The organism is Embleya sp. AB8 (assembly GCF_049739465.1).
Taxonomy (GTDB): domain Bacteria; phylum Actinomycetota; class Actinomycetes; order Streptomycetales; family Streptomycetaceae; genus Embleya.
Window position 1 is genome coordinate 1 of the sequence record NZ_JBMHHY010000032.1, and the last position, 26,250, is coordinate 26,250.

Here is a 26,250-nt window from a genome sequence, read left to right on the forward strand (position 1 = left end):
CAGTGACGGCCACGTAGTGGACGGGCAACAACGGATGCGGAGCACCAAGCAAAGACCCCGGCCCCGGAGGGGACGTGCAACGACGAGGCGGTGGCCACCTGCCACGACCCGGCCCCGCCGAACGGGCCCAGGGCCACCACGCCAGCAGCCCAACACCCCGACGCCCAAGCGGCCGACCGCCCCCGACCGCGAATCGGGGAAGCCGTCCCGGGCAGTGACGGCCACGTAGTGGACGGGCAACAACGGATGCGAAGCACCAAGCAAAACCCCGGCCCCGGAGGGGACGTGCAACGACGAGGCGGTGACAGCCGCCACGACCCGGCCCCGCCGAACGGACCCAGGGCCAACCACGGCACCAGCTCAACAGCACGACGCCAAGCGGACAACGGCCCCCGACCACGAACCAGCCAAGCCGACCAAGGCAGCAACGGCCGCGCGCAGCGGACGTGCGCCGGACCAAGACCCCGCCGCCTCTCGCGGACTCGGGGTCTTGGTCCGGCGTTTCGTCGAAGGTGGTGTTGCGCCTCAGAGCCCTACGTACACCGGGATGGTCCAGCCCTGACGACACGGGCGGCGGAAGCCGATGTCGCAGCCTTCGACCGAGATGCGGTACTGGCCGGGGGTGAGGTTGTACCAGTAGGTGGTGCCGTCGTAGCGCCCGCAGTCACCGCTGCCGCCGCCATGCGCGATGCACTCCTGATCGCCGTTGATGTTGTTGCCGTCGCGCGTGATGTTGATCAGCCAGTCGTTGTAGTTGAACGGGTCGCTGAGTCCCCAGTCGAAGCGAAGACCACTGCCCCAGCGCTGGGCGGAGACCACCATGTTGGTCCCCTGACTGGGCGACCAGGCGATCGTGCCGCGCTCGAACTGCTGGTACAGCCCGTTCCCGACGTTGTAGGCACCGGTGGTGGGGCAGCCGAACGAGCCCCCTTCGCTCCCGAATTGGTTCCATCGTGCCCATAACGGCTGCGGCACCGAGTACCCACATGCCGCAGCGCTGCTCGGCGTGGCCTGCGCCATCGGCGCGGGGGTGGCGAAGACCGTAGCGGCTGCGACTGCCGCGCCAACGGCCATCATCCGGAACGTAGTTCGTGTCATGGTGATTCCTTCCGTCCAAGTGTGCTGCCTGATGCTCGATGCCCTGGCCGCGCGGGCGGGGCAAGGCAACACCACCCGCCGGTACCGACCCAATTCGGAATCTAGCCGCGCCACAGGCTCCGTAACCCAAACCCGGTTCGCAGTAAGCGGAGTGTGTCGATGCCTTGGCCCGCTACCCGGCCACACCCCATCCCGAAGGACGTCGAACGTCATCCCTGCGCGCGACCCCACGACCACCACGCCACGCCCCGCGGAGCGGCGGCAGACCTGTTCCCGCCCGGACGTCAGGGGTCGGACCTCGGATCTCGGACCTCGGACATTGAACATCGGACGTCGGCGGGCAGCCCCACTGTTCGCCCTCGCCAGCCGCCAGCTGGCAGCTGCCGGCCGCCGGCCGCCGGCAACTCGGCGCCGGCCGAAAGCGGCGGCAGACAGGCAACCGCGTTACCACCGACCTTGGTTGGCCGCCTCAGGTCCAGTCTGCGGTGGTAGCCGTCCTGCGACCTGAGCCGTATTCGGATCGTACGTCGTGGGGTGCTCCGTGCCTCGACCCACGGGCGACGCGGGCTGACGGGCGCCGCCGCCAAGATCGTCGGCATGCAGCGAATTTCCTCCCTCCGCACTGTCCCCGACGTCCCCCGCTGGGCCCGCAACGCCGCGTTCGTGGCAGCCCTGACGACCCTGCCGTCCAGCCTGTGGCGGTTGCCGATGGCGTGGGGCTGGATGATGGGGTTCGGCCCCTCCGCGAAGGAGGAGCTTCACGTACCCGGCTGGGGATCGGTGTACATCGTGGCCCTGACCGTGTTCTCCGAGATCTTTGCCTTCCTGACCCTCGGCTTGGTGCAGTCCTGGGGCGAGGTGTGGCCACGCTGGGTACCGCGCCTGCGCGGTCGCCGGATCCCGATCAAGGCGGTGGCGATCCCGGCACTGGTCGGGGCCACGCTGGTCATGGTCTATTCCGCGGGATTGATCCACAACATGTTCGTCAACCCGGCCCCCGATGCCCCCCACGGCCTGGACGTGGTGATCCTCAACGTCTGCTACGCGCCGATCATCCTGTGGGGACCGCTGCTGGTCGCCGTCACCGTGCACTACTGCCACCGCCGCCGGAAGGCGGAGTCCGTCGGCGCGCGGCAGTACGCGGCGGACCGCACGCAACCGCTGACCGCGTAGGCCGCACGACCACCCCGTCCCCGACGCCAGAGCCGCCCGCCCGCCGGGCCGCCCCGTCGGCCAGCGGTCCAGCCGGCCAGTCGGCCGGCGATCGTGTACGTATCCGGGAGTGTCACCCCGGTGTGCAAGGGTCCCCTGTCATGATCTCCGCCGCTGAAGTGATCAGCCGCACCGGTGCGGACGGCGCTATGCCCTTGCTCACCCTCGACGAGTTCTTCGACGGCAACGACAACGAGGAATGCATCGCCCCCAACCAATGGGGCTACGGCCGCCCCCCGCTGTCCGTCCTGGTCGAGCGCCTGCGAGCGATCGAGCAGCATGCGGAAGTCGCTTGGGTACGCGTGCAGTTGCACCCGGAGACGCTGGAGATGGACGAACTCGCCGGGGAAGCCATCGCCATCTGCACCACCATGGCGGCCGACGAGAGCACCTGCAGCGCGTGGATCGAGGGCTTCGAGTCGGACGGCATCATCCCGCAACTGGTGGACGACTACTGCGACATCCCGGAGGTACCGGACGGCGCGACGGTGTGGTCCGTGGTGTGGGATTAGCGTCCGCCGAACAATCGTGGCTCACCAGGCCGGGATCGGATCAGTAGGGCGAACGAGGCGTCGACACGCCGAGGCATGGAGGATGGAGCCCGTACGCACGGACCCGCGCGTACGGGATGTCCCGGCGCTACCGGGAGGTCGTCCGGACGCGGGTGAACAGGCGTCCGGCCAGGTCCGCTCCGACGATCGTGCCGTTGTCGTCGCGGGTGAAGAAGCCGCGCTGGCCCTGGAGTCCGCCGCTGGTGACGATGTACTCGTCGCCGTTACCGGGCAGCAGGCCGAATCCGGCCGCCGGCAGGTCGGCGGGCATCTCGGTGTCGGACGCCGCACGGAGCTCCGGCTTGATGGCGCAGGCGATCGTCAGCCCGGAACCGTCGGTGTCGATGGTGATCGTCATCATCTCGTTGCCGTAGTCCCCGACGACTTCGTGGGCGCGCGCCAGTTGGGGACCGGCCGGGACATTCCTGGGCCATTCGGGTGACTTGTGCTACCGGGCAGGTCGTAGCGGGGCACTGATCGACGTGATCACGTGTCCATGAATCGATCCTGTCGTGCGATGAGGAGTCCCCTTGCGCCACACATCTCCCCAGGCCCCCCGCCGAGGACGCGGCCGGCCCGCCCGAACGGTGGCCGCCCTCGCCATCCTCGCCGCCACGATGCTGATCGGCCTGCAACCCACGAGTGCGGCCACCGCCTCGCCCGTTCCCGCCGTCCCCGGCCAGGGCGCCCTCCCCGTCCCGCTCTCACCCGAGGAACACGCCGCGCTGCTCAAGGAGGCCGCCGAGATCGCCGCCGGCCTCGCCACGGCAATGAACCTGGACCCGCGCGAGGTGCTGCAGCCCGCCGACGCCGGCCAGGACGCCGACGGCACCACCCACTTCCGCTACAACCGCACCTTCGCCGCACTGGCGGTGCTCGGCGGCGATCTGATCGTCCACCGAACCGGGCAGGGCGCCCTCACGGCCACCCGCGCCCGCTCGGCGCCGATCGCCGTCCCCACCACCACACCGGCGATCCCCGCCACCCAGGTCATGGCCACGCTGCACGCACCGGCCCTGCCCCGCCTGGTCGTCTGGGCCGGCGCGGCAACCCCCGTACTGGCCTGGGAATCCGTCCTGGAGGGAACGCAGGACGACGGCACCCCCAGCGAACGGCACATCGTCACCGACGCGACCACGGGCGCGCAGCTGTACGCCTTCGAGGCGGTGCGCTCCGACGTAGGCCAGGGCCAGGGCCAGTACAACGGCACCGTCCCCGTCAGCACCAAGCGGAACTTCCTGCAGTACGAGATGAACGACACCACCCGCGGCAACCACCGGACCTACGACCTGGCACACGCCGAGTCCGGCCAGGGGTCGCTCTTCACCTCCTGGAACGACAAGTGGGGCAACGGCACGCAGAGCGACGCCCGGACGGCCGGCGTCGACGCCCACTACGGTGCGGCCCGGACCTGGGACTACTTCAAGGAGGTGCATGGACGCACCGGCATCCGCGGTGACGGCGTCGGGGCCTACAGCCGGGTCCACGCCGGCGACAACCTCAAGAACGCCTTCTGGGCCAACCGCTGCTTCTGCATGACCTACGGCGACGGTGCCGGCAACGCGAAGCCGCTGACCGAACTGGACGTGGCCGCCCACGAGATGACCCACGGCGTCACCGCCGCGACCGCCGGGCTGGAGTACGCGGCCGAGTCGGGCGGCCTCAACGAGGCCACCAGCGACATCTTCGCCACCGCGGTCTCCTTCCACGCCAACAACGCCCACGACGTCCCGAGCTACCTGCTGGGCAAGCTCCTGGACTTCTTCGGTAACGGTGCCCCGCTGCGCTACATGGATCGGCCCTCGCGGGACGGGCACTCGCCGGACTACTGGTACGCCGGCATCGCCGGGATCGACGTCCACTACTCCTCCGGGCCGGCCAACCACTTCTTCTACCTGCTCGCCGAGGGCAGCGGTGCCAAGACGATCAACGGCATCGCCTACGACAGTCCCACGGTGGACGGCAAGGCCGTGCCGGGCATCGGCCGGCTCAACGCCGAGCGGATCTGGTACCGGGCGCTCACCACCTACATGACCACCACCACCGACTACTCCGGCGCCCGCGCCGCCACCCTCCAGGCAACCACCGACCTCTTCGGCCCCGGCAGCACGACCGCCGCCACGGTCGCCGCAACCTGGGACGCGGTGAACGTCACCGTCTGAGATAGCCGACCGGCCCCCGGCGCGTCACCGGCAGGTCCCCGCCCGACAACATTCGGACGGGGACCTGCCTTCGACGTGCGGCGCTTCGGATGGGTTTCGGGACCGAAGTTCGAAGTGGGTCGGGAGTGGTCACCACCTGCCGCCGCCCGGTCCACAAGCGAATCGACCCCGCGCCCGAATCCGGAGGGCTACCCCCTTACCAGGCCGTGCCGCCGAAGGGTACCCAGAAGTAGTACGTGTCCATGTTCGCCTCCGCCATCGGGAGCTTGTTGTTGCCGCCGCCGGTGAACGCGACCCATCCGGCGTCGTACGGAGCGCCGCCTCCACCCGGTCCGGACGACTGCCCGGAGGGATGACCACCGCCGCGTCCGGGGACCACGGGAGTCGTGATGACGTCCGGCTGAGTCGGCGGCGGGGGTGGCGTCGTCGGCGGAACGGTGGGCGGCGGCAGTCCGGGCTGGTTCGGGTGTGCGGGTTGGGTGAACGGGGTGTTCACCGGGACCTCGTTGAGCGACAGTTCGCCCACGATCAGCGAGGCGTAGAACTTCGCGAGGGCCTGCTGACCCTTGCGGTTGGGGTGGAACGACTGTTCCAACGCGTTGAAGGGCGAATATGTCTGCGCGAAGGCCGTGCCGTCGATGACGAGTTCGTTGACCCAGGGGTCGCGGCTGCCCATGAGATGTCCGTTCAGGGCGTTCTCGACGTTGAGGTAGTCGCATTGAACGCCGTTGGCGGCCAGGATCGCCGACGCTCGCTTGATCGACTGGGCCAACTGGTGGGCGAGGGGTTGGATCTCATTGACCTCGGCGACGCTCAGATACTTGCGGAGGAGGCCCGTCGGCGCGACGTTGGACGCGAGCCCCTGCGCGTACGTGGTCAAGGCCACCAGCGCGTGCGGTGCCTGGAGGTGCGTGTCGCGGACGATCTGGATCAGGCGGGCGGTGACCGTGCTCGGCGGTGAATGCACCACCTGCGGGGGTTGCGGGGTGCCGTCCGCGAACTCCGTGGCGGCATCGCGCTCGGCCAACAGCGGCGCGGAGCGGGCGATCAGGTCCTTGAGCGCCTGAAGATCCTTTCCGGTGAGCGCCTTTTCCATGATCGGCCCGAAATCGACGTCGTTGCCGCCCAGGCCCACCACGACGAGATCGGTGTTCGCGTCGATGCCGGTGCGCTGCGCCGGGTTGTCGCGGTTGTTGTCGTGTTGGGCGTTGTAGAAGTGCGAGGTGGTCGCGCCGGAGGAGGCATTGAAGGTGACGTGGATGGTCACCCCCGGGTTGGCCTTGCGCACGGCGTCGACAGCGAGCAGTGCGGCGGCGTTGGCCGAGCGATGCCGCATGTCCTGCTTGTAGTCCTCCTCGGTCTTGCCCTTCGCGGGCACCCAGACGTATCCGCCGTTCGGCAGGACCAGGAGTTCCTTCGGGGGTACCAGTTCGCCCTTGGCGTTGTAGTAGTCGCCGGCGCCCTCGCCGGACATCCAGGAGTCGCCGACGAAGACGATGTTGAAGACCTTGCCGCCCGGGACGGGAGGCGCCTCGTTCGCGCCGTAGGCGGGACCGCCGGGGCCGGCCGGGTTCTCCACCGAGTTCGTGCCCTCGATGTCGACGAGTTCGCCGATGTCGGGAACCGTGCTTGAGCCCGCCGGGGGCGGCGGCGTGCGCGGCGGGGTGCTCGGGGGCGGGCCCGTCCCGGTTCCGGTGTCGGGGGGCTTGGGGGTGGCCAAGGCCGGTGTTGCCATCGGCAACGCGAACGCGAACGCGAGTGCGGCGGTGGCCATCAGGCCGACGACGCGGCGCCCACCGCCGGCCCGGAGCGGTGGCCGTCGAGGGGGTTCGGCAACTTCGGGGGGTGCTGCCATGGTTCGTGGTCCTCCCTGGGAGCAGGTCGGTCGGAACGACATGTACGACGAGCACGGCGAACGAGGATGCGGTCGCACGTCAGCGACAGCCGGGGGGACGCCGCACGTTCGGACCACGCCAGTCTGTTGCCGTCGTCAATCGGGTGGGAGGGCGCGAACTGCACTGGCGCGGCTGGTCTTTTCGTGCCTTGCTGGGTGCCCGGCGCCAGATTCGCCAACCACCGATGCGCGTGCGGCCGACCGACGAGCGATCGCCCGCCGTGGGCGTCGAGTACGCGTGTGGGGTCTGCGAGGGTTCGTTCGCGGCGGCCCGGCCGGCCCGACGGCGTACCGTGGGGGCAGCGTCCAGCTCGTCGGGAGTCCTGGCCATGCGAGAGAGCATCGGGGACCGCATCGCGCGGTTGCGGCTGCGGAGGGAACATACGCAGGAGTCGCTCGCCGCTGCGGCGGGCGTATCCGTCGATGTGGTCCGCAAGTTGGAGCAGAACCAGCGGCTCACGGCGCGACTGTCCACACTGAACGCGCTGTCAGGTGCGCTCGATGTGGAGACGTCGATGCTGATCGGACAGCCGACCACGTTCGAGAGTGCGGGGGATCGGGATCCGCGCCCGAGTCTGTTGGCGCTTCGGCAGGCGGTGACGCCCGTTTCCGAGCTTCTGGATGACGAAATCGCGGTCGCCGATGGGGAATCGCCATCCGTCGTCGACCTCCGGGATGCGTTGCGGTCGACGGAGGTGATCCGGCGCGAAGGGAAGTTGTCGGAGATCGCCACCGTCCTGCCGCGCCTGATCTCGGACGCCCGTTCGGCGGCACGCGAGCACGCCGGCGCCGATCGTGCCGCCGCGTTCGCGGTCCTGGCGGAGGCGTACCAGGTGGCGGCAACCACCTTGGCCGCGCCGGGGAAGGAGGATGCCGCGTACACGGCGATCGAGCGCGCCGGGGTCGCCGCCCGGAACTCCGATGACCCGCAGCTGGAAGTCATCGGCATGTCGACGCTGTCGTGGATCTTCAGCAAGCAGGGCCGGATAGACGATGCACAGCGGGTGGCCCAGGCGACCGCCGGGAAGATCGAACCGTCGTTGACGAAGACCCCGCTGATCGACGTCGCGTTGTGGGGCATCCTGCTGCTGCGTGCCGCCTCGGCTGCGGTACGGGCGGAACGCAGGGACACCGCCGCCGAGTTGCTACGGCTGGCCAACGCCGCTGCCGCCCGGATCGGCACGGACCGGATGGACTACGCCACGCCGTTCGGGCCCACCAACGCGGGCGTCGCCACGGTCAACGCGTTTGTGGAGATGGACCGGCCCGAGCAGGCACTGACCGAAGCGCGCCGCATCACCGGCCTGGACAACCTGCCGCCCACCTGGCAGGCGCGCCACTATGTCGACCGTGCACTGGCGCACATCGACCTCGCCAACGACGATCACGCAACCCGCGCCATGCTCAAGGCCGAACAGACCGCCCCGGAGTGGATGCGCTACCACGCCACGTCCCACAGAGTCGTTGCGGACATGGTCTCGCGCAAGCGGCGGCCGTCGACGCCGCTACTTGCCCTTGCCGGCCGCTTGCAGCTTGGCGTCGGCTAGGTTCCAGCGTTTGTCAGCTCCGGATGGCGTCGGTCAGGGCTGTCCATGCCGTCGCGTCGATCGTCAGGTGCCCGATGCTCGGGTCCTTCGAGTCGCGTATCGGGACGATGCCCGGGAGATCATCGCGGACCTCGACGCAGTTGCCCCCATCCGAGTTGCTGTAGGTGCTCTTACGCCACGTCGTGGCGTTTGCGTCTCGGGTTCCTTGCATGCTTTCAACTCCTTGATGACTGCCCGGATCATCGCGGCCGACTCTCTCGGGGAGAGGGCGTAGGCACGTAGACGATCGTATGCCGCTTGGTGCTCTGCGACAGTAGCGGAATCCTCGCGCAACTGGCCGGTGTGGCTGCCTTCCAGGTATGCGACGGGCTCACTGTCCGGGAGCGTCAGCAGCGTCAGTGATCCGCCCAACTGCGGGTGGGCTCCGGAGTCGAACGGTAGTACTTGGATCGTGCCGTATTGGGTGTCCACCCGAGGCAAGAGCACTTCGAGTTGCGCGCGCATGACGGCTGGGCCACCGATCACGCGACTGATGGCCGCCTGGTCAAGAATCGCGCCGTAGCGCGGCGGGTGTTCACGAGTGAAGATGCTTTGCCGATTGATGCGTGCGGCAACTTTTCGTTCGATTTCGGCGTCCGACCACCAGGGCACAAATCTACTGAACTGCGCGCGGGCGTACGCAGGGATCTGCAACAACCCGGGCACGGTGTGCGCCGCGTACTCCAGGATCGCCTCCGCCTTCGCCGCCAGTGCCATGAATCCCCGGTAGCGGTCCGGGAATTGGTCGTGCTCCACCATCTGGTAGAGCCGCACGAACAGTCCGTCCGTCTCGAACGCGATATCCAGCTTCGCCGGCATGTCCGGCGGGATGGCGCTCTCGCCGGTCTCGTACCGAGACATCGCGGCCTTGCTGTAGCCCAGGATCGAAGCACACGCCGTCAGCGACATGCCAACGCCCTTGCGCTTGACCCGAATTTCACGCCCGAACATCTGCCGTGGCGAGCCTTGGGGATCGAGGTCTTTCTCTTGATACCGCACGGGTGTTCCACCCTTCCGTTCCACCGCAAATCGGTAACGGTGCCGAGATGCACAGGCTAGCTCTCCCGCCTCATGATGGGGACGCAGAGCGACAAACTGTGTACGGAAGGCGCAAGGGAGAGGTAACTCCTCTTGCTCGGAGCAGGGAGTGGGGCTCAACTTTGGCGAGTCGCCCCACTCCCTGTGTGCCTCTGACAGAAGGGACACGTGTCCACGATGACATATCAATTCGGGTGGACTCAACGCGGTTCGGTGCCTTTTCCGGTGGTGGAACGGGACCGGCAGGACGAGCGGTTGGGTGTGTTGGTTCGGGAGTGGGTCGAGGAACGGGATGCCGAAGTCCCCGGGCCGGTACCGGTTCCGACGTTGTTCGGGCGGCTGCGGCTGCGGCTGCGGTTGCGTAGGTTGTGGCGGTGGGCGCGGTGACGACCCGGCAGCGGATTGTGTGGAGTACGCAGGCGGACATCGACAAAGGCCGCGCGTTCTTTGAGCGTTATCGGCATGCGTGGTGTCGTGACGGTTATTCGGGCCGCGAAGGTGTGCTGATGGACGTGCAGGGGAAGCAGGTTCATCTACGGCTGCGAAGCGGGACCGAATTCACCTGCGATGTAAGGGACTTGGTGATTCTGCGGCTGTCGCCGCCGATTCTGTACCGGCAGGTTCGGTACGTGGGTGGGGGAGACGTGACCGCGCGGCCGGAGGGCACGCTCATCGAACTGTGTGCCGTGGACGGGGGCATGCTGGCGACCGTGCAACCGGCGGACGGGCCCGCCTGGTTCGCGTTGTTGTCGGACCTGGAGCGGGTCGGCTGTTTGTTGGGTGCGGTGGCGGGATGGGCGGATCCGCCATTTGTGCTCGATGGGGGTGATGAGACGGCGTGACGGAATTCCCGTACGACGTGGGCGACTTTGTGTTTGTGTTTCACTCGGACGGTGATCAGATCGGGGCGGGGTTCGTCGTGGCCGTTGATACGTCCGGCGGGCGGGTCACCGTGGATATGCGGAATGGGTGGCGTGCCTCGTTGCCGCTGTCGTTGGTCGGGCCGGCGCCGGCCCGACCACCGGCCGGACCTGGCTCGGACGAAGGCGACAGCGACAGCGACGGCGACGGCGGTTCGCGGGATCTGTGGCAGGAGATTCTGGCCGCGCAACAGGCGTGGCGAGTACGGGCGTTACCCGACGGGGCGTTGGCTCGTTGGCAGTAGGCAGCCCCGGCCCCACAATCGACGCACGACGTGGGGTCGGGGCTGTTCCGCGTTTGTTCGGTCAATCGCTCCCGGTCCTACAGCCCTACAACACCCGCGTCGGCGGCATTCCCGATCGGCCCGATTCCGGGGTCTTCACCGCCAGGATCTGGTTGACGCCGATTCGGTTCTGTTCGAAGGACAGTGCCGAGGCGGCCATGTACAGGCGCCAGACGCGGACTCGGCCCATTGTGGTCAGCTTGGCGGCCTGCGGCTGGGCCGCCTCCAGGTTGGCCACCCAGGCACGCAGCGTGGTCGCGTAGTGCTCCCGCAAGGCCTGGACGTCGCGGACCTCGAAGCCGGCCTCCTCCAGGACCGACACCGTGCTGCCCAGCGGGGCCAGTTCGCCGTCGGGGAACACGTAGCGGTCGATGAACTCGTCGACCTGGTACGCCTCTTCATCCGGCGCCGGGCGGCGGCTGATCTGGTGGTTGAGCAACCGGCCGCCGGGGCGCAGGAGGTCGTACAGGGTGTCGGCGTACTCGCGGTAGCGGACTCGGCCCACGTGTTCGGCCATACCGATCGAGGAGATCGCGTCGTAGGGGCCGTCGGCGTGTTCGCGGTAGTCCTGGACCCTGATCTCGACCCGACCGGTCAGGCCCGCCTCGGAGACACGTTTGCGGGCCAGGTCGGCCTGTTCGCGCGAGAGCGTGATGCCCACCACCTGTACGCCGTAGTGCTCGGCGGCGTGCAGGGCCATCGAACCCCAGCCACAGCCCACGTCCAGCAGCCGCATCCCGGGGCGCAGCGCCAACTTGCGGCAGATCAGGTCGAGTTTGGCCCGCTGGGCATCCTCGAGGGTGGCGTCGGGGCGGTCCCAGTAGGCGCACGAGTAGACCATCGACGGGCCCAGGATCAGCGCGTAGAAGTCGTTGCCCACGTCGTAGTGGTGCCGGATCGCCTCCTGGTCTCGGCGCAGGCTGTGCAGCATGCCATGCCTGCGGCGGACCTCCTCGGCGGGCGCCGGCGGCGGCAGCGGCAGGCCGGTCAGGGTGAGCGCCTCGCCGATCGGGCGCAGCGCGGCGGCGGTACGACGAGCCCGGTCGGCGAGGCGTGCCCGGGCGGCGGCGGTCACCGCCCCGGCCGGAACCCGGCCCGCACCCGGTACCGGTTCATCCCGGTGCAGCGCGACCCCGGTCAGCCGACCCAGAGCCTCGTACAGATCGCCGTCCACGTCCAGGTCGCCGGACACCCAGCCCCGCGCGAAGCCCAGTTCCCCCGGCTTCCAGAGCAGTCGGCGCAGCGCGCGCCGGTTCCGGACGACCAGGGTCGGACCGTCGGGCGGTCCGGCTTCACTGCCGTCCCAGGCCCGGATCCGGATCGGCATGGGGCGGCCGAGCATTCCCTCGGCCAGAGCGGTGAGGCGGTCGGCGGTGTGTGGCATGACGTATTCCTCTGCGGTGTGGTTCCCCCGGACTCCAGAGCCGGGTTGCACCCATGCCCCTACCCCACCGACCCGCAACCCCGAACGGAATTGCTCCGTCCGGGGCGACCCGCCGGCAAGGATGGACCACGACCCTCGCACGACGTCACCACAGGATCACCGCGGGCTCACGACGGGATCACCGCAGGCTCACCACGGCGTCACCACCAGGGGGACTTTCGCGCCGCGCCTCACCGCGCTGCGCCTCGCCTCACCGCGCCTCGCTGCCCCTGACCACGCCTCACCGCGCCTCACCGCACCCCCGCGACCTCACAACACCTTCGACAAGAACGTCCTAGTCCGCTCGTGCTGCGGATTGCTCAGTACCTCGCGCGGCACCCCGGACTCGACGATCAGGCCGTCGTCCATGAACACCAGCGAGTCGCCGGCCTCGCGCGCGAAGCCCATCTCGTGGGTGACCACGATCATCGTCATGCCGTCCACGGCCAGGCCGCGCATCACGTCCAGCACCTCGCCGACCAGTTCGGGGTCGAGCGCGGAGGTCGGCTCGTCGAACAACATCAACTTGGGGTCCATCGCCAGCGCCCGGGCGATCGCCACCCGCTGCTGCTGGCCGCCGGAGAGTTGCGCGGGGTAGGCGTCGGCCTTGTTGGCCAGGCCGACCCGCTCCAGGAGTTGGTGCGCGCGGGCCCGGGCCTCCGGCTTGCCTATTCCCTTGACCTGGACCGGCGCCTCCATGATGTTGCCCGCCGCGGTCATGTGCGGGAACAGGTTGAAGCGCTGGAACACCATGCCGATGTCCCGGCGCTTCAGCGCGACCTCGCTGTCCTTGAGCTCGTAGAGCTTGCCGTCCTTCTCCCGGTAGCCGACCAGATCGCCGTCCACCCACAGTCGGCCGGCGTTGACCTTCTCCAGGTGGTTGATGCAGCGCAGGAACGTGGACTTGCCCGAGCCCGACGGGCCGACGATGCACATCACCTCGCCGGCCGCGACCTCCAAGTCGATGCCCTTGAGCACTTCGAGCGGGCCGAACGACTTGCAGACGTCCTGGGCCCGGACCATCGGCCGGCCGGGGTCCGCCGCGCGGGGGGCGGGCTTGTCGAAAGTGGTACTCATCGGGTCTTGACCCCCGGATGCCGGACGGTGAACACGTTGGCCATGATCCGCTGGAGCGGGGTGGGCGGCAAGGCTCGACTGGACCCGCGCGCGAAGTACCGTTCGAGGTAGTACTGGCCGATGCTGAACACCGTAGTAAGCAGCAGATACCAGAAGCAGGCCGCGAAGAGCAGTTCCATCACGGCGAGGTTGTGCGTGTACACGTCCTTCGCCTTCTGCAGCAGCTCGGGGTAGACCACCGCGCTGGCCAGCGAGGACGTCTTGAGCATGTTGATGAACTCGTTGCCGGTCGGCGGCACGATCACTCGCATCGCCTGCGGGAGCACGATCCGGCGCAGGGTGCGGCCCTTGGACATGCCGAGCGCCTGCGCGGCCTCGGTCTGGCCCTCGTCCACCGACTGGATGCCGGAGCGCACGATCTCCGCCATGTACGCGCCCTCGTTGATGCCGAGGCCGAGCAGCGCCGCCATCAGCGGGGTGATCACGTCGTTGGTGTTCTGGCCGAACATGGTCGGGAAGACCAGCGCGAGGTTGCCCCAGATGAGCAGCTGGACCAGCACCGGCGTACCGCGGAAGAACCAGATGTAGAACGATGCGACGGTCGAGGTGACCGGGTTGCCGGACAGTCGCCCGATCGCCGCGATCACGCCGAGTACGAGCCCGACCGCCATCGAGTAGAGGCTGATCAGCAGCGTGTTGCCGGCGCCCTTCATGATCTGCGCGTCGAACAGGTAGTCGCCGGTCACGTTCCAGTGGATCTTCGCGTTCGCGAACGCGTTGATCAGGAGGCCGACCAGCGCCAGGACCACGACGGCGGCGACCCAACGGCCGTAGTGCGGCACGGGGATCGCTTTGATGGGTTCCCGCTTGACCGGCTCTTTGTCGGCGGCGGGTTGGGCAGGCGTGGTCACGGGCGAGTGACCTCCTCATGCAGCGCGAGTGCGGAAGCGGTCGACGGTGGACCGGTGGGCCGGCCCACCGGGTCCGGCCCGGCCACCTTCGGGCGGCGCGGGCCGGACCCCTGGGTCAGGAGGTGGCGCCGTTGATGGTGACCTCGGTGACGGCGCCCGCCTCGACCTTCCAGTTGGCCAGGACCTTGGCGTACTCGCCGTTCTTGATCAGGGCTTCGAGGGCCGACTTCAGCGCCTGCTGGAGCTGCGTGTTGTCCTTGGCGACGCCGATTCCGTACAGCCCGGCCTCGATCTGGTCGCCGGTGACCTGGAAGTCGTTGCCGCCGCCCGAGGTCTGCGCGTTGTAGGCGGCCACGGGGAAGTCGTTGAGGTCGGCGACCGCGGCGCCGGACTTGAGCTTGAGCAGGGCCTCGCCGTCGTGCTCGTACTTCTGGATGGTGATCGCGCCCTTGCCCGCGTCCTGACACTTCTTGGACTGGGCGGTGGCGACGTCCTCGTTGGTGGTCGCCTGCTGGAGCGCGACCGTCTTGCCGCACAGGTCGTCGAGCGACTTGATGTTCTGCGGATTGCCCTTCTGCACCAGGATCGAGGTACCGGCGCGGAAGTAGTCGACGAACGACAGGCCCTGGCCCTGGCGTTCCTTCTTGTCGGTCATCGCGGACATCACCAGGTCGAAGCGCTTGGAGGTGATCCCGGTGATCAGCGAGTCGAACTGCGAGTTCTTGTACTCGTACTTCACGCCGAGCTGCTTGCTGAGCGCGGCGGCCAGTTCGGGGTCGACGCCGACCGGCTTGCCGTCCTTCATGAACTCGATCGGCGCGTACGCGACCTCGGAACCGATGGTGACCTTGCCGGACTTCTGGATGTCGGGCGGCAACATCTTGAAGAACGGCGCGTTCTCGTCCTTCTTGCCCTGCCCGCTGCTGCCGCCGCTGTCCCCGCAGCCGGTGAGCAGCATCGAGCCCGCGACCAGCGTGGCGGCGGTCGCGAACAGGCGGCGGTGGGTGAGACGTCGGCTCATGTGCGGGTTCCTCCAGATAAGGCGGGACAGAGTGGCCGGCACGGCACGAGGTGGCTCGCGGTGCCCGATCGGCGGGTGAGGTAGGCGAATCCGGGATCGAGCCATGGGCATGAATGATTTCCTGGTGCTCGGAACCTGGACAATGGGACAGAATGTTAAATACGAAGATCCAATTTGACAGGATGTCAAGCAAGGGTCTCGTTATCTCATGCGTTCGGCTGCTTTTCCAGGACATACCGAAACGGCTCTGCTGGGCCATGGGTCTACGCGCATTGGCGGGATGATCGTCGGGTGAGCCGGGCGGTGGATCGTGCGATGCCCGTACCCCGTCGCAACAGCAGACTCACGTCGATCGCGGCGACGGCCACCGATGTGGCGAACGGGACGCGGGGATGCCGCCCGCCGAGCAATGTGCCGGCGGCGGCCAGCGTGGCCGCGCCGACCAGTGCCGCCCGACCCGCCCGATCCGAACACCCGTACGCCAACAGGGCTGTTGCGGCCAGCAGCGGCAGCGGGGTGAGTACCCGGATCCCGGTCGGCCCGAGTCGATGCGGCAGGCCGCGTACGCCGTTGGCCCGATCGTCGGCCAGGTCCGGCAGCGCGTCCGCCAGATGTGCCCCGCAGCCGAGCAGGGCCGAGGCCGCGACGATCCACCACGTGGGCGACGGCCGACCGGGCAGACCGAACGCGACGAACGCGGGCAGGCTGCCGAAGCCGATCGCGTAGGGGACCCAGGACCCGGCGGTGCCCTTGATGCCCAGGTCGTACGCCCACGCGGCGCCCACCCCGAGCAGATGCACGGTGCCGGCCGCGGGCCCCGACGCGTACGACAGCGGTACGCACACCACCAGCGCCGATCGGGCGGCCAGCGCCACCCGTTCGGCCCCGACCAGGCCGGCCGGCACCGGCTTGCCGGTCCGCCCGGCGGCCCGATCGTGGGCCGCGTCCACCGCGTCGTTGCACCACCCGACGGACAACTGACCGCTGAGCACGGCCGCGCCGACCAGCGCGCAGCCCCCGGCATCCCGACCGGCCGCGGCGGCGAGCGCGGTGACCAGGGTGGTGACCGCGACGGTGGGGCCGGGGTGGCAGGCGAGCAGGAGGCCGAGCGCCGGGGCGGATTCGCGGCGGGGCGGGGGCGGAGGAGGGCCGGTCGGGGCGGCGATGTCACTCACGTGGGTGTCCTTTCGACGGTGCGGGCGAGGCGGGGGTGCGGTCCGTGGCTGGGGTGGTCGGTGCGGGGCGTTGGTGCAGTCGGTGCATGGGGGCGGCGCGGGCGGGCAAACAACGTGCCATGACCCGCATCGCCGCAGTCCGTGGCGCACTGCCGCCGCATCGATACCCGCAAGCCGAGATCACCGAAGCGTTCGCGGCCATGTGCCTGCCGGCGGGCGCCGATCGGCGCGTCCTGGAGCGGGTACACGCGGGCGCCCGCGTGGACACCCGCCATCTGGCCCTGCCGCTGGACCACTACGCCAAACTGGACGACTTCGGCGCGGCCAACGACGCCTACCTCGACGTCGCGGTCGAACTCGCCGCCGAGGCGCTCGAATCCGCGCTCGGCGCCGCCGGACTCGGCGCGCGCGACCTCGACCTGATCGTGTTCACCACGGTGACGGGCCTGGCGGTGCCCTCGATCGACGCCCGCCTCGTCGGCCGGCTCGGGCTGCGCCGGGACATCAAGCGGCTACCGGTGTTCGGGCTCGGCTGCGTGGCGGGCGTGGCCGGGATCGCCCGGGTACACGACTACCTGCGGGGCTGGCCCGAGCATGTCGCGGCGCTGGTCTCGGTCGAACTGTGCTCGCTCACCCTCCAGCGCGACGACGCGTCGATCGCCAACCTCGTCGCGGGCGCCCTGTTCGGCGACGGCGCGGCGGCGCTGATCGCGTGCGGCGACGCCCGGACCGGGCCGGGGCACGGGCCGCGGGTGGTCTCCAGCCGCAGTCGGATGTACCCGGACTCGGCCCGGGTGATGGGCTGGGACATCGGCGGCTCGGGCTTTCGCATCGTGCTGGACGCGACGGTGCCGGCCGTCGTGCGCGAGTATCTCGCCGACGACGTCCGCCTGTTCCTCGCCGAACACGACCTGACCACAGCCGACATCACCGCGTGGGTCTGCCACCCGGGCGGTCCGAAGGTCCTCGAAGCGATCGAGGAGGTACTCGAACTCCCCTCCGGAGCCCTCGACTCGACCTGGCGATCGCTCGCCGCGACCGGGAATCTGTCCTCCACCTCGGTGCTCCACGTACTGCGCGACACGATGGCCGCCCGACCCGATCCCGGCACGCCGGGCCTGATGATCGCGATGGGCCCGGGGTTCTGCTCCGAACTCGTCCTCCTGGAGTGGTAGATCGCGATGCACTGGGACCTCGGGCACTTCGGGCACTTCGAGTACGTCCGGTACTCCTGGTATTTCGCACTGGTGGGCCTGGTCGCGCTCGAACGCGTCGCGGAGTTGGTGGTCTCGCGTCGCAATCTGGCCTGGAGCCTGGCGCGCGGCGGAGTGGTCAGCGGACAGCGCCACTACCTGCCGATGGTCGCCCTGCACGTCGGCCTGTTGGCCGGGTGTGTGCTCGAAGTGGGGCTGGGCCGGCGGGACTTCGTACCCTGGTTCGGGTGGACGATGGTCGCCCTCGTGGTTGCCGCCCAGGCGCTGCGCTGGTGGTGCATCACCGCGCTCGGGCCGCGCTGGAATACCCAGGTGGTGGTCGTCCCCGGGTTGCCGCTGGTCCGGCGCGGGCCGTATCGGCTGCCTTGGCTTCGGCATCCGAACTACGTCGCGGTCGCCGTCGAGGGATTGGCACTGCCCCTGGTACACGGCGCCTGGGTCACCGCGGCGGTCTTCACCGTGCTCAACGCCGCGCTGATGGCGGTCCGGATCCGCTGTGAATCGGCCGCGCTGTCGGCGGCGACCGCGTGATCGACCTGCTCGTCGCGGGCGGCGGTCCGGCGGGCCTGGCCACCGCGATCTACGGCGCGCGCGCGGGACTTCGGGTGGTCGTGGTCGAACCCCGGCCGATGCCCGTGGACAAGGCGTGCGGCGAGGGACTGATGCCGACGGGCGTGGCCGCGCTCGGCCGACTCGGCATCACGGTCCCGGGTCGGCCGCTGGCCGGCATCCGGTACGTGGACGCCCGGCACGCGGTCGAGGCGCGCTTTCGGGACGGACCGGGCCTGGGGGTACGGCGCACCACACTGCACGCGGCGCTGTACGAACGGGCCTCGGCACTCGGCGTGGAGCACCGGGTCGGCCGGGTCACCGAGATCCGGCAGCAGGCGGACACGGTATCGGCCGCCGGCCTGACCGCGCGCTGGCTGGCGGCGGCGGACGGGCTGCACTCGCCGATCCGGGCCACGCTCGGTCCGGTACCGCCGGATCGCCGGGCGCGGCGCTATGGGCTGCGCCGGCACTACTCGATCGCGCCGTGGACGGACTTCGTCGAGGTGCACTGGTCGCCGGGCGGCGAGGCGTACGTGACGCCGGTCGGGCCGGAGCTGGTCGGCGTCGCGGTCCTGGGCCCACGAGGGCGCCCGTACGCCGACCAGCTGGCCGCGTTCCCGGCCTTGGCGGCGCGGCTGGCGGGCGCCCCGACGGGGGCAGTACGCGGCGCGGGGCCGTTGCGCCGCCGGGCTCGTAGCCGGGTGGCGGGCCGGGTCCTGCTGGTCGGCGACGCCGCCGGGTACACGGACGCGCTCACGGGCGAGGGCATCGCCCTGGCCCTGGCCACGGCCGAGGCCCTGATCGCCGCGATCACGACGGGCAACCCCGGCGGCTACGAGGCGACTTGGCGCAGCCTGACGCGCCGGCACAGGGTCCTGACCGAGGCGCTTTTGGCCGCGCGGGCCCGTCCCGGCACTGCGCGCCTGATCGTCCCGATGGCCCACCGGCTCCCTGCGGTCTTCACGACGATCGTCAACGCGTTGGCGTAGTCGGGGGGTTGTGTACCCACCCGCTCCACCCGTTGCGTGAACCTCGATGGCTGCGGATTCGGAGGCACCCGGGCGGCCTGGTCCGGCCCCGCGGCCTCCGGCGTGGCCGCGCGGGAGTTGGTGGATTGGCTGCGGTTGCGACTCTGCCCGGCCCGATGCTCGTTCCGCTTGCGAACCGCGTCTCTGCCCGGACCCGCCTACCCGTCCAGGGCCGCCCGCAGTGCTCGGCACAGGGCTGCCAACGCTGCCGGGTACGCGTGGTCCGGGGGAGTGGCGTAGCCGACCACCAATCCGTCTTCCGCAGCGCCCGCCGCGTCCGGGTGTCGGAACGTCGACAGGGCGTCGAGGGCCAACCCCTCCCGCTTCGCGGCCTCGACCGACTTGGCTTCCGTGCCCGCCGGCAGCCGCAGGACCGCGTGCAGGCCCGCCGCGATGCCGGTGGCCGTGGCCTCCGGTACGTGCTCGGCCAGCGCCGTCACCAAGTGGTCGCGGCGGGCTCGGTAGCGCTGCCGCATTCGGCGGATGTGGCGGTCGTAGTGGCCGCCCTCGATGAAGTCGGCCAGGGTGAGTTGGTCGGTCACGCCCGCCCACGCCTCACGCAGGCCCTTGGCGGTCAGGACGTCCTCGACCAGGTGGTCCGGCAGCACCATCCAGCCGAGCCGGATCGCCGGGGACAGGCTCTTGCTGACCGAGTCGATGTAGACCACCCGGTCCGGATCCATCCCCTGGACCGCGCCGACCGGCCGCCGGTCGTAGCGGAACTCGCCGTCGTAGTCGTCCTCCACCACGATCCCGCCCCGCGCCCGGGCCCAGTCGAGCGCGGTGACCCGGCGCTCCGGCGCGAGCGGGACGCCGGTGGGGAACTGGTGCGCCGGGGTCAGCAGCGCCACCCGCGCACCGGACAGCGCGGTCGACTCGCCCGGGTCGGCGCCGTGTTCGTCGACCGCCAGCGGCAAGGTCCGGATCGACGCGGTGGCCAGGATGGACCGGTGGAAGGCCAGCCCGTACGACTCCACCGCGGCCGGCCCGCGCAACACACCGCCGCCGAACAGCAGGCGAAGCGCGTGCGCATAGCCCGAGCAGACCACGATCCGGTCCGGGTGGGTGCGCACCCCACGTACCCGGGCCAGATACTCCGTCAGTGCGACCCGCAACTCCGGCCGCCCGCGCGGATCACCCGGCCCGAACGCCTCGCTCGGCGCCGCGGTCAACGCCCGGCGCGCGGACGCGACCCACGCCGCGCGCGGGAACGACGCCGCGTCCGGCTGGCCCTGGCGCAGGTCGTACACCGGCCCGGCGGCCCGCCGGGCCGGCGTACGGGGGCGCGGCGCGGCCACCGGGGCGGCCCGCCGGGCAACCCGCGTACCGGACCCCTGACGCGCCGTCAGCCAGCCCTCCGCCACCAGCTCCGCGTAGGCGTCCGCGACCGTGTTCCGGGCGATGCCCAGATCGGCCGCGAGCGAGCGGTACGGCGGCAGCGGCGTGTCCGGCGCGAGCCGCCCGGTACGGATCGCCTCCCGGATCGCCCGGATCAACCCGGCCCGCCGACTGCCCGTACCGGCCAGCTCCAGATGCAGATCCCGGCCGCTCCACTCGGCGGCGCCGACCTCGGAGCCGGCCGCGACGCCGACCCCGACCCCGGCACCGACTCCGGCGTCGACCCCGGGATCAGCCTCGGTGCCGGCCTCGGAATTGACCTTGCTTTTCGACATGAAACTGCACCCTATACCGGGTCGCCTGCGCACCTAGATTCGTCGTCATGAGCACCGCACACGCACAACCGACAGCGAGCCGCACGGCCGACACCACCCGCTCCGGGGCCCGACGCGCCGGCCTGATTCTGGCCCTGCTCGCCTTTGCCCAACTGATCATTTCCGTCGACTACAACATCGTCTACGTCGCCCTGCCCGAGATCGGCAGCGGCCTCGGCTTCACCGCGCAGAGCCTGCAATGGGTGATCAGCGCCTACGCCGTCGCGTTCGGCGGCCTGCTGCTCCTCGGCGGTCGGGCCTGCGACCTGTACGGGCCTCGGCGGATGTTCGTCCTCGGCCTCTCGCTCTACGCCGGTTCGTCCCTGGCCGGCGGCCTGGCCGTCGATCCCGGGTTGCTGATCGCGGCCCGGGCGGTGCAGGGCGTGGGCGGCGCCTTCCTCTTCCCGGCGACGCTGACCCTGGTCGGCACGTTGTTCGCCGAGGGCAAGGAACGTAATCGAGCCTTCGCGGTGTGGGGCGCGGCGGGTGGCAGTGGGATGATCGTCGGCTCGCTGCTCGGCGGTGTGTTGACCCAATTCCTGGGCTGGCAGGCGGTCTTCTACGTCAACGTGCCACTGGCCGGCCTCGCCGCCTCGGCCGCGCTCCGGCTGATCCCGGCGGACCTCGCCGCTCGTGGGAACCGTCGGTTCGACCTGGCCGGCGCGCTCACCTCGACCGTGGGCACCATCGCGATCGTGTTCGCGTTCGTCCAGGCTCCCGAGTCGGGCTGGACCTCCGCGCCGATCCTGGCGAGCGTCGGCTTGGGGGTGGTGCTGATCGGCGCGTTCCTGTCCATCGAACGCCGCAGCCCGGACCCGCTGATGCCACTGCGCCTGCTGCGCGGCCGGAACCTGAGCACGGGGATGGCCGTGACGTTCCTGTACATGGCGACGATCGGCACTCTCGCCTACTTCCTCACCGTCTACTTCCAGGTCGTCAAGGGCTACAGCGCGTTGGAGACGGGCCTGGCCTACCTGGTCCCGATGGGCGCGATCACCGTCGGTTCGCTGCTCGGCGGGCGGGCCGCGACCCGGTTCGGTTCGCGTACGGCGATGATCGCGAGCCTGCTGGTGGGCGCGGCGGGCACGGTGGTGGTCGGCCTGTCGATGTCGGCCGACGGGTCCTACCTGTCGATGGTGCCGGGCCTGTTGGTCCTGGGTCTCGGCCAGGGCGCCGGGTACACGCTGATGTTCGGCGCCGCGGCGGTCGGGGTGGCCGGCCACGAACAGGGCATCGCGTCCGGGATGGCCTCCACGGCACAGCAGATCGGCGGCGCGGTGGGGTTGGCGATCCTGGTCGCGGTGGCCAACGGCGACGCGTCCTCGGTGGGGGGTCTGCGCACGGCGGTCCTGCTTGCCGGGGCGGGGGTTGCGGGGACCGCGCTGGTGGCCTTGCGGTTCGGCCGAGCCGGGTCGGTTGTGGCGGGTTCGGCGCCGGTCGTGGCGGCGGGGTGAACCCAGGCGGGCGGTGGTTTTTTTACCCGCCCGCTCCACCCGTTGCGTTCGCCTTTATGGCTGCGGGTTTAGCGGCACCCGGGTGACGTGGTCTGGCCCCGTGGCCTGGTGCCGGGACACCGAATAACCGGATGACACCGGTTTCCGTGCCCCCTACGCTCGCAGTCCCCGCGGGCGGCCGTTTACCGCCCGCCGTACCAGGCGCGAGCAACGCGCCCGCAACCAAGGGAGTTGCCGTCATGACGGGCAGCCATACCCCCCGCACCCTCGTTCGCGACCTGCCCGGGCGGGTCGACGAGACCGTCACCGTCTACGGCTGGGTCGACACCCTCCGGTTGCAACGGCGGATGCAGTTCGTCGTGGTTCGGGACCACACCGGCCAGGTCCAGGTCACCCACTCCCGCGCCGGGGCCGGTGTCGACGACTCGATCGAGGCCGCGTTCGAGCGGGTGACCCTGGAGTCGGCGGTACGGGTCACCGGCAAGGTCGTGGCCAACGAGGTGGTCCGGCTGGGCGGCTTGGAGCTGGTTCCGGAGCGGGTCGAGATCGTGTCGCTCGCCGAGGCCGGGCTGCCGATCGACGCGCATACCGGATCCGACCGGCGGCTGGACTGGCGCTTCCTCGACCTACGTCGGCCCGAGCGGCGGCTGATGTTGGACGTACAGACCACCGTCGAGCAGGCGATGCGCCGGGTCACCGCGGCCGAGGGCTTCACCGAACTGCATACGCCCAAGCTGATGGGCACCGCGTCCGAATCCGGTGCCGAGGTGTTCACCGTGGACTACTTCGGCCGCCCGGCCTATCTGGCCCAATCGCCGCAGTTCTACAAGCAGATGGCGATCGCCGGTGGGATCGACAGGGTCTTCGAGATCGGGCCGGTCTTTCGGGCCGAGCCGTCCTTCACCTCCCGGCACGCCACCGAGTTCACCGGGGTGGATGCCGAACTCGCCTGGATCGACGGGGTCGAGGACGTGATGGCCTTCGAGGAGCGGCTGTTGGTCGCCGTACTGGCCGATGTCCGGGAGGTGCACGGCGCGACCATCGAGCGGCTGTCGGGGGTCGAAGTCACGGTCCCCGAGCGGCCGTTCCCACGGATCACGATGGCCGACGCGCTGGCCCGACTGCGCACCGGCGGCTGGGACCCGACCGGGACCCGGATCGACCTGGACCCCGAGGGGGAGCGGACACTGGGCGCGCTGATCGCCGCCGAGACCGGGCACGAATTCGTCTTCGTGACCGGCTTCCCGGCCGAGATCCGGCCGTTCTACCATCTGCGCCCGGACGACGACCCCACCGTCACGGAGAGCTTCGACCTGCTCTGGAAGGGCGTCGAGATCACCACGGGCGCGCAGCGCGAGCACCGCCACGAGCGGCTGCTGGCGCAGCTGGGGGAGAAGGGGCTGGACGCGGCACCGCTCGCGTCCTACCTGGACTGCTTCCGCTACGGCACCCCGCCGCACGGCGGCCTGGGGTTGGGGCTGGGCCGGTTGTTGATGTTGCTCCTGGAGCTGCCCTCGATCCGCGATGCGACGTTCCTGTTTCGGGGACCGCATCGCCTGGAGCCGTAACCGAGATCCCCCGCGACATCGCGAAGGGCATTGCGCCGGGTACGGACGGAGGCCGCCGGTGGGCGGTCCGTCCGTACCCGGGGTCCTGCTTTGGTGCCGCGGCCGGCACTAGTCCAGGTAGTCGCGCAGGACCTGGGAGCGGGACGGGTGGCGCAGCTTCGACATGGTCTTCGACTCGATCTGGCGGATTCGCTCGCGGGTGACCCCGTAGACCTTGCCGATCTCGTCGAGGGTCTTGGGCTGGCCGTCGGTGAGCCCGAAGCGCATCGAGATCACGCCGGCCTCGCGCTCGGCGAGGGTGTCCAGGACCGAGTGCAGCTGTTCCTGGAGCAGCGTGAAGCTGACCGCGTCGGCCGGCCGGATCGCCTCGGTGTCCTCGATCAGGTCACCGAACTCGCTGTCGCCCTCCTCGCCGAGGGGGGTGTGCAGGGAGATCGGCTCGCGCCCGTACTTCTGTACCTCGACGACCTTTTCCGGGGTCATGTCGAGTTCCTTGGCCAGCTCCTCCGGGGTGGGCTCGCGGCCCAGGTCCTGGAGCATCTGGCGCTGGACGCGGGCCAGCTTGTTGATCACTTCGACCATGTGCACCGGGATGCGGATGGTGCGTGCCTGGTCGGCCATGGCGCGGGTGATCGCCTGGCGGATCCACCACGTGGCATACGTGGAGAACTTGAAGCCCTTCGTGTAGTCGAACTTCTCGACCGCGCGAATGAGACCGACGTTGCCCTCCTGGATCAGGTCCAGGAAGAGCATGCCGCGGCCGGTGTAGCGCTTGGCCAGCGAGACCACCAGACGGAGGTTGGCCTCCAGGAGGTGGTTCTTGGCCCGCTTGCCGTCCTCGGCGACCAGTTCCAGCTCGTGCCGGAACTGGGGGGTCAGGCCGGGCTCGGAGTCCAGCTTCTCCAACGCGAACAGGCCGGCCTCGATCCGCTTGGCGATCGACACCTCCTGCTCGGCGTTGAGCAGCGAGACCTTGCCGATCAGCCGCAGGTAGTCCTTGACCGGGTCCGCGGTGGCACCCGGCGTGGTCACCTGCTGCTGCGGGGCGTCGTCCTCGTCGGTGGTGAGCACGAAGCCGCTGGGACCGACCTCGGGGGCCGCGGCCTCGGCGGGCTCGTCGAACAGGTCTTCTTCGACCAGCGCCTCGTCGCCGTCCTTGGGGGCGGTCGACTCGACGGGGGTCGTCTCGGTGGTGGTCTTCTTGGCCGCGGTCTTCTTCTTGGCTGCGGCCTTCTTCGGCTTCGGAGCAGATTCCACGACGGACTCTCCCGATTCCGTTGCCGCGGGCGTGACTTGCGCGGGCAAGGTCTCTGTGTTCTTGACACGGGTTGAGCGCGTGGATAGCGTCTTCTTGACAGATCGCCGAGTTGTGGCTACGTCTCTCCGTTGGGTCTCTTTGACCGGGTTGACGGTCAACGTCACACCGGCCTCATCGAGGACCTCGTTGAGGCTACGGAGGATGCTCTTCCACTGCGTCGCAGGGATGGCATCGGTTTCGAAGGCTCGGCGTATGTCCTCGCCGGTAATCGATCCTTCGGCACGGCCACGCTCGATGAGCGCCACCAGAGATTCCGATTCGGCGATTCTGTTGGGAAGCGTGCTGGACGAGCTCGGGGTCACAAATAACCTCTCGGTTCACGCGGGCATGCTGCGGCGCCGCAACTACACCGAATCGATGACGGATCCGCGGGACCGGATCCGTCGGCGCTGCCGGCGCCACTCAAGGCATCGCTCCGATCGGTACAAGTGTTACGCCTCCACGAGGGTGACCTGGGTCACGTCGGTCCGCAGCGGCTTCGAGCGGTCGGTTCCCCAGTGTGCGGGACGGCCCCGTGAACTGCGCGATCGTGCCGGTGGGCCCGGGTTTCCGGGCCCGGCACGGCCGTCGGGGCCGGGGATCGAGCCGGCCGAGCGCCGATGACGGGGGCGGATTTCGGGGTGGATGCGGATCGGCGCGGATCCGGGTCGGGTGGTTGGGGTCGGGCATCGGAGTCGGTCGTACGGTCCTGAACCTGTCTTCAGAATGCCCGCCCTCCGCCGCGTTACGCACGGTCCGCACGGCCCCGGCGGGCCCCGGCGGGTCGATGCGGGCCGGTGGACGCCCGGGCCGGCTCGGTGGGGGCGGGCGACCCGCCCGATGGCGCGGCCGGAAAGCGGCGGGCGGTGCATTTCCGGAATCCGATGCGCTCGGTAATGGTGGGGCGGCGGGTCGACGGTGAAATAGCCGGGTTCGGCTTCCCGATTTTGTCGGCTGTCCGGGTGAATGTGCTCAGGGGTCCGGTCGCCGGTTTCGGAGGAGATATCGCGCGCGGCACGCTCGGAAAAGCGCGGAGTGCGATCAATTCGTCGAACGGAAAGTCGATCGGCAAT

At 69.8% G+C, this 26,250-nt stretch carries 23 protein-coding genes and 1 pseudogene; 12 read left to right on the forward strand and 12 right to left on the reverse strand.

What is annotated here, in order from left to right:
* Positions 1 to 525 precede the first annotated feature (525 nt).
* Complete coding sequence (locus ABIA38_RS36805) at positions 526 to 1,098, reverse strand: LGFP repeat-containing protein (RefSeq protein ID WP_424643318.1); 573 nt, start codon at positions 1,096 to 1,098, stop codon at positions 526 to 528.
* Positions 1,099 to 1,695: 597 nt separating this feature from the next.
* On the opposite strand from ABIA38_RS36805, the gene ABIA38_RS36810 reads away from it, so the two are divergent.
* Both ABIA38_RS36810 and ABIA38_RS36815 read left to right on the forward strand, forming a co-directional pair.
* Positions 1,696 to 2,271 carry a hypothetical protein gene (locus ABIA38_RS36810; protein WP_424643319.1) on the forward strand — a complete coding sequence of 192 codons (576 nt, stop codon included), beginning with the start codon at positions 1,696 to 1,698 and terminating at the stop codon, positions 2,269 to 2,271.
* Positions 2,272 to 2,411: 140 nt separating this feature from the next.
* Positions 2,412 to 2,822 carry a hypothetical protein gene (locus ABIA38_RS36815; RefSeq protein WP_424643320.1) on the forward strand — a complete coding sequence of 137 codons (411 nt, stop codon included), beginning with the start codon at positions 2,412 to 2,414 and terminating at the stop codon, positions 2,820 to 2,822.
* Between the two features lie 127 nt (positions 2,823 to 2,949).
* On the opposite strand, the gene ABIA38_RS36820 is transcribed toward ABIA38_RS36815, so the two are convergent.
* On the reverse strand, positions 2,950 to 3,222 hold the full coding sequence (locus ABIA38_RS36820) for a hypothetical protein (protein ID WP_424643321.1): 273 nt from the start codon (positions 3,220 to 3,222) through the stop codon (positions 2,950 to 2,952).
* A 169-nt stretch (positions 3,223 to 3,391) separates the two neighbouring features.
* Here ABIA38_RS36820 and ABIA38_RS36825 point away from each other — a divergent pair, with 169 nt between their 5' ends.
* Positions 3,392 to 5,023 (forward strand): M4 family metallopeptidase, encoded by a 1,632-nt coding sequence (locus ABIA38_RS36825; RefSeq protein WP_424643322.1) that lies wholly within the window; start codon positions 3,392 to 3,394, stop codon positions 5,021 to 5,023.
* Positions 5,024 to 5,219: 196 nt separating this feature from the next.
* Here ABIA38_RS36825 and ABIA38_RS36830 read toward each other — a convergent pair whose 3' ends face one another.
* Positions 5,220 to 6,878, reverse strand: coding sequence for an SGNH/GDSL hydrolase family protein (locus ABIA38_RS36830; protein WP_424643323.1), 1,659 nt, complete (start codon positions 6,876 to 6,878; stop codon positions 5,220 to 5,222).
* Between the two features lie 368 nt (positions 6,879 to 7,246).
* Here ABIA38_RS36830 and ABIA38_RS36835 point away from each other — a divergent pair, with 368 nt between their 5' ends.
* On the forward strand, positions 7,247 to 8,464 hold the full coding sequence (locus ABIA38_RS36835; RefSeq protein ID WP_424643324.1) for a helix-turn-helix domain-containing protein: 1,218 nt from the start codon (positions 7,247 to 7,249) through the stop codon (positions 8,462 to 8,464).
* Between the two features lie 13 nt (positions 8,465 to 8,477).
* Here the strand turns inward: ABIA38_RS36835 and ABIA38_RS36840 are convergent, their stop codons facing one another.
* Complete coding sequence (locus ABIA38_RS36840) at positions 8,478 to 8,675, reverse strand: DUF397 domain-containing protein (protein ID WP_424643325.1); 198 nt, start codon at positions 8,673 to 8,675, stop codon at positions 8,478 to 8,480.
* 35 nt (positions 8,676 to 8,710) lie between these two features.
* A pseudogene (locus tag ABIA38_RS36845) lies at positions 8,711 to 9,454 on the reverse strand (helix-turn-helix domain-containing protein); the annotation flags it as partial.
* Positions 9,455 to 9,766: 312 nt separating this feature from the next.
* Between ABIA38_RS36845 and ABIA38_RS36850 the strand changes: the two are divergent.
* From ABIA38_RS36850 to ABIA38_RS36860, 3 genes are read left to right on the forward strand one after another with little or no spacing between them, the layout of a single operon-like run.
* On the forward strand, positions 9,767 to 9,928 hold the full coding sequence (locus ABIA38_RS36850) for a hypothetical protein (protein WP_424643326.1): 162 nt from the start codon (positions 9,767 to 9,769) through the stop codon (positions 9,926 to 9,928).
* The gene (locus ABIA38_RS36855) at positions 9,916 to 10,383 is read left to right on the forward strand and encodes a hypothetical protein (protein WP_424643327.1); all 468 of its coding nucleotides are present in this window, start codon (positions 9,916 to 9,918) and stop codon (positions 10,381 to 10,383) included. The genes ABIA38_RS36850 and ABIA38_RS36855 overlap by 13 nt, the downstream gene beginning before the upstream one ends.
* Positions 10,380 to 10,706: a hypothetical protein gene (locus tag ABIA38_RS36860; RefSeq protein ID WP_424643328.1), complete on the forward strand. Its 327-nt coding sequence runs from the start codon at positions 10,380 to 10,382 to the stop codon at positions 10,704 to 10,706. Before ABIA38_RS36855 ends, ABIA38_RS36860 begins: the two co-directional genes overlap by 4 nt.
* 85 nt (positions 10,707 to 10,791) lie before the next feature.
* Here the strand turns inward: ABIA38_RS36860 and ABIA38_RS36865 are convergent, their stop codons facing one another.
* From ABIA38_RS36865 to ABIA38_RS36885, 5 genes are all read right to left on the reverse strand, one after another.
* On the reverse strand, positions 10,792 to 12,129 hold the full coding sequence (locus tag ABIA38_RS36865; protein WP_424643329.1) for a class I SAM-dependent methyltransferase: 1,338 nt from the start codon (positions 12,127 to 12,129) through the stop codon (positions 10,792 to 10,794).
* A gap of 309 nt (positions 12,130 to 12,438) precedes the next feature.
* A complete protein-coding gene (locus tag ABIA38_RS36870) occupies positions 12,439 to 13,245 on the reverse strand; it encodes an amino acid ABC transporter ATP-binding protein (protein WP_424643330.1) in 807 nt (268 codons plus the stop codon).
* Positions 13,242 to 14,156, reverse strand: coding sequence for an amino acid ABC transporter permease (locus ABIA38_RS36875; protein WP_424643331.1), 915 nt, complete (start codon positions 14,154 to 14,156; stop codon positions 13,242 to 13,244). Before ABIA38_RS36875 ends, ABIA38_RS36870 begins: the two co-directional genes overlap by 4 nt.
* 115 nt (positions 14,157 to 14,271) lie before the next feature.
* Positions 14,272 to 15,177, reverse strand: coding sequence for an ABC transporter substrate-binding protein (locus ABIA38_RS36880; RefSeq protein ID WP_424643332.1), 906 nt, complete (start codon positions 15,175 to 15,177; stop codon positions 14,272 to 14,274).
* A 263-nt stretch (positions 15,178 to 15,440) separates the two neighbouring features.
* Positions 15,441 to 16,352, reverse strand: a complete 912-nt coding sequence (locus ABIA38_RS36885) for a UbiA family prenyltransferase (RefSeq protein ID WP_424643333.1) — start codon at positions 16,350 to 16,352, stop codon at positions 15,441 to 15,443.
* Between the two features lie 86 nt (positions 16,353 to 16,438).
* Here ABIA38_RS36885 and ABIA38_RS36890 point away from each other — a divergent pair, with 86 nt between their 5' ends.
* From ABIA38_RS36890 to ABIA38_RS36900, 3 genes are read left to right on the forward strand one after another with little or no spacing between them, the layout of a single operon-like run.
* Positions 16,439 to 17,527, forward strand: a complete 1,089-nt coding sequence (locus tag ABIA38_RS36890; protein ID WP_424643334.1) for a type III polyketide synthase — start codon at positions 16,439 to 16,441, stop codon at positions 17,525 to 17,527.
* Positions 17,528 to 17,533: 6 nt separating this feature from the next.
* Entirely contained in the window at positions 17,534 to 18,097 is a 564-nt protein-coding gene (locus tag ABIA38_RS36895; RefSeq protein ID WP_424643335.1) for an isoprenylcysteine carboxyl methyltransferase family protein, read from the forward strand.
* On the forward strand, positions 18,094 to 19,107 hold the full coding sequence (locus ABIA38_RS36900) for an NAD(P)/FAD-dependent oxidoreductase (RefSeq protein ID WP_424643336.1): 1,014 nt from the start codon (positions 18,094 to 18,096) through the stop codon (positions 19,105 to 19,107). Before ABIA38_RS36895 ends, ABIA38_RS36900 begins: the two co-directional genes overlap by 4 nt.
* Positions 19,108 to 19,304: 197 nt before the next feature.
* Here ABIA38_RS36900 and ABIA38_RS36905 read toward each other — a convergent pair whose 3' ends face one another.
* Entirely contained in the window at positions 19,305 to 20,819 is a 1,515-nt protein-coding gene (locus ABIA38_RS36905) for a PLP-dependent aminotransferase family protein (protein WP_424643337.1), read from the reverse strand.
* Positions 20,820 to 20,866: 47 nt separating this feature from the next.
* Between ABIA38_RS36905 and ABIA38_RS36910 the strand changes: the two genes are divergently transcribed.
* Together ABIA38_RS36910 and aspS are read left to right on the forward strand one after the other, a co-directional pair.
* A complete protein-coding gene (locus ABIA38_RS36910; RefSeq protein WP_424643338.1) occupies positions 20,867 to 22,312 on the forward strand; it encodes an MFS transporter in 1,446 nt (481 codons plus the stop codon).
* A 239-nt stretch (positions 22,313 to 22,551) separates the two neighbouring features.
* Positions 22,552 to 23,880 carry an aspartate--tRNA(Asn) ligase gene (gene aspS, locus ABIA38_RS36915; RefSeq protein WP_424643339.1) on the forward strand — a complete coding sequence of 443 codons (1,329 nt, stop codon included), beginning with the start codon at positions 22,552 to 22,554 and terminating at the stop codon, positions 23,878 to 23,880.
* 108 nt (positions 23,881 to 23,988) lie between these two features.
* On the opposite strand, the gene ABIA38_RS36920 is transcribed toward aspS, so the two are convergent.
* On the reverse strand, positions 23,989 to 25,500 hold the full coding sequence (locus ABIA38_RS36920) for an RNA polymerase sigma factor (RefSeq protein WP_424643340.1): 1,512 nt from the start codon (positions 25,498 to 25,500) through the stop codon (positions 23,989 to 23,991).
* Positions 25,501 to 26,250: the final 750 nt, after the last annotated feature.

Bases quoted from the DNA above. Each gene is read 5' to 3' on its own strand.
- ABIA38_RS36805 (WP_424643318.1), bottom strand. From the start codon at position 1,098: ATGACACGAACTACGTTCCGGATGATGGCCGTTGGCGCGGCAGTCGCA.
- ABIA38_RS36810 (WP_424643319.1), top strand. From the start codon at position 1,696: ATGCAGCGAATTTCCTCCCTCCGCACTGTCCCCGACGTCCCCCGCTGG.
- ABIA38_RS36815 (WP_424643320.1), top strand. From the start codon at position 2,412: ATGATCTCCGCCGCTGAAGTGATCAGCCGCACCGGTGCGGACGGCGCT.
- ABIA38_RS36820 (WP_424643321.1), bottom strand. From the start codon at position 3,222: ATGATGACGATCACCATCGACACCGACGGTTCCGGGCTGACGATCGCC.
- ABIA38_RS36830 (WP_424643323.1), bottom strand. From the start codon at position 6,878: ATGGCAGCACCCCCCGAAGTTGCCGAACCCCCTCGACGGCCACCGCTC.
- ABIA38_RS36835 (WP_424643324.1), top strand. From the start codon at position 7,247: ATGCGAGAGAGCATCGGGGACCGCATCGCGCGGTTGCGGCTGCGGAGG.
- ABIA38_RS36840 (WP_424643325.1), bottom strand. From the start codon at position 8,675: ATGCAAGGAACCCGAGACGCAAACGCCACGACGTGGCGTAAGAGCACC.
- ABIA38_RS36865 (WP_424643329.1), bottom strand. From the start codon at position 12,129: ATGCCACACACCGCCGACCGCCTCACCGCTCTGGCCGAGGGAATGCTC.
- ABIA38_RS36870 (WP_424643330.1), bottom strand. From the start codon at position 13,245: ATGAGTACCACTTTCGACAAGCCCGCCCCCCGCGCGGCGGACCCCGGC.
- ABIA38_RS36880 (WP_424643332.1), bottom strand. From the start codon at position 15,177: ATGAGCCGACGTCTCACCCACCGCCGCCTGTTCGCGACCGCCGCCACG.
- ABIA38_RS36890 (WP_424643334.1), top strand. From the start codon at position 16,439: ATGGGGGCGGCGCGGGCGGGCAAACAACGTGCCATGACCCGCATCGCC.
- ABIA38_RS36895 (WP_424643335.1), top strand. From the start codon at position 17,534: ATGCACTGGGACCTCGGGCACTTCGGGCACTTCGAGTACGTCCGGTAC.
- ABIA38_RS36905 (WP_424643337.1), bottom strand. From the start codon at position 20,819: ATGTCGAAAAGCAAGGTCAATTCCGAGGCCGGCACCGAGGCTGATCCC.
- ABIA38_RS36910 (WP_424643338.1), top strand. From the start codon at position 20,867: ATGAGCACCGCACACGCACAACCGACAGCGAGCCGCACGGCCGACACC.
- aspS (WP_424643339.1), top strand. From the start codon at position 22,552: ATGACGGGCAGCCATACCCCCCGCACCCTCGTTCGCGACCTGCCCGGG.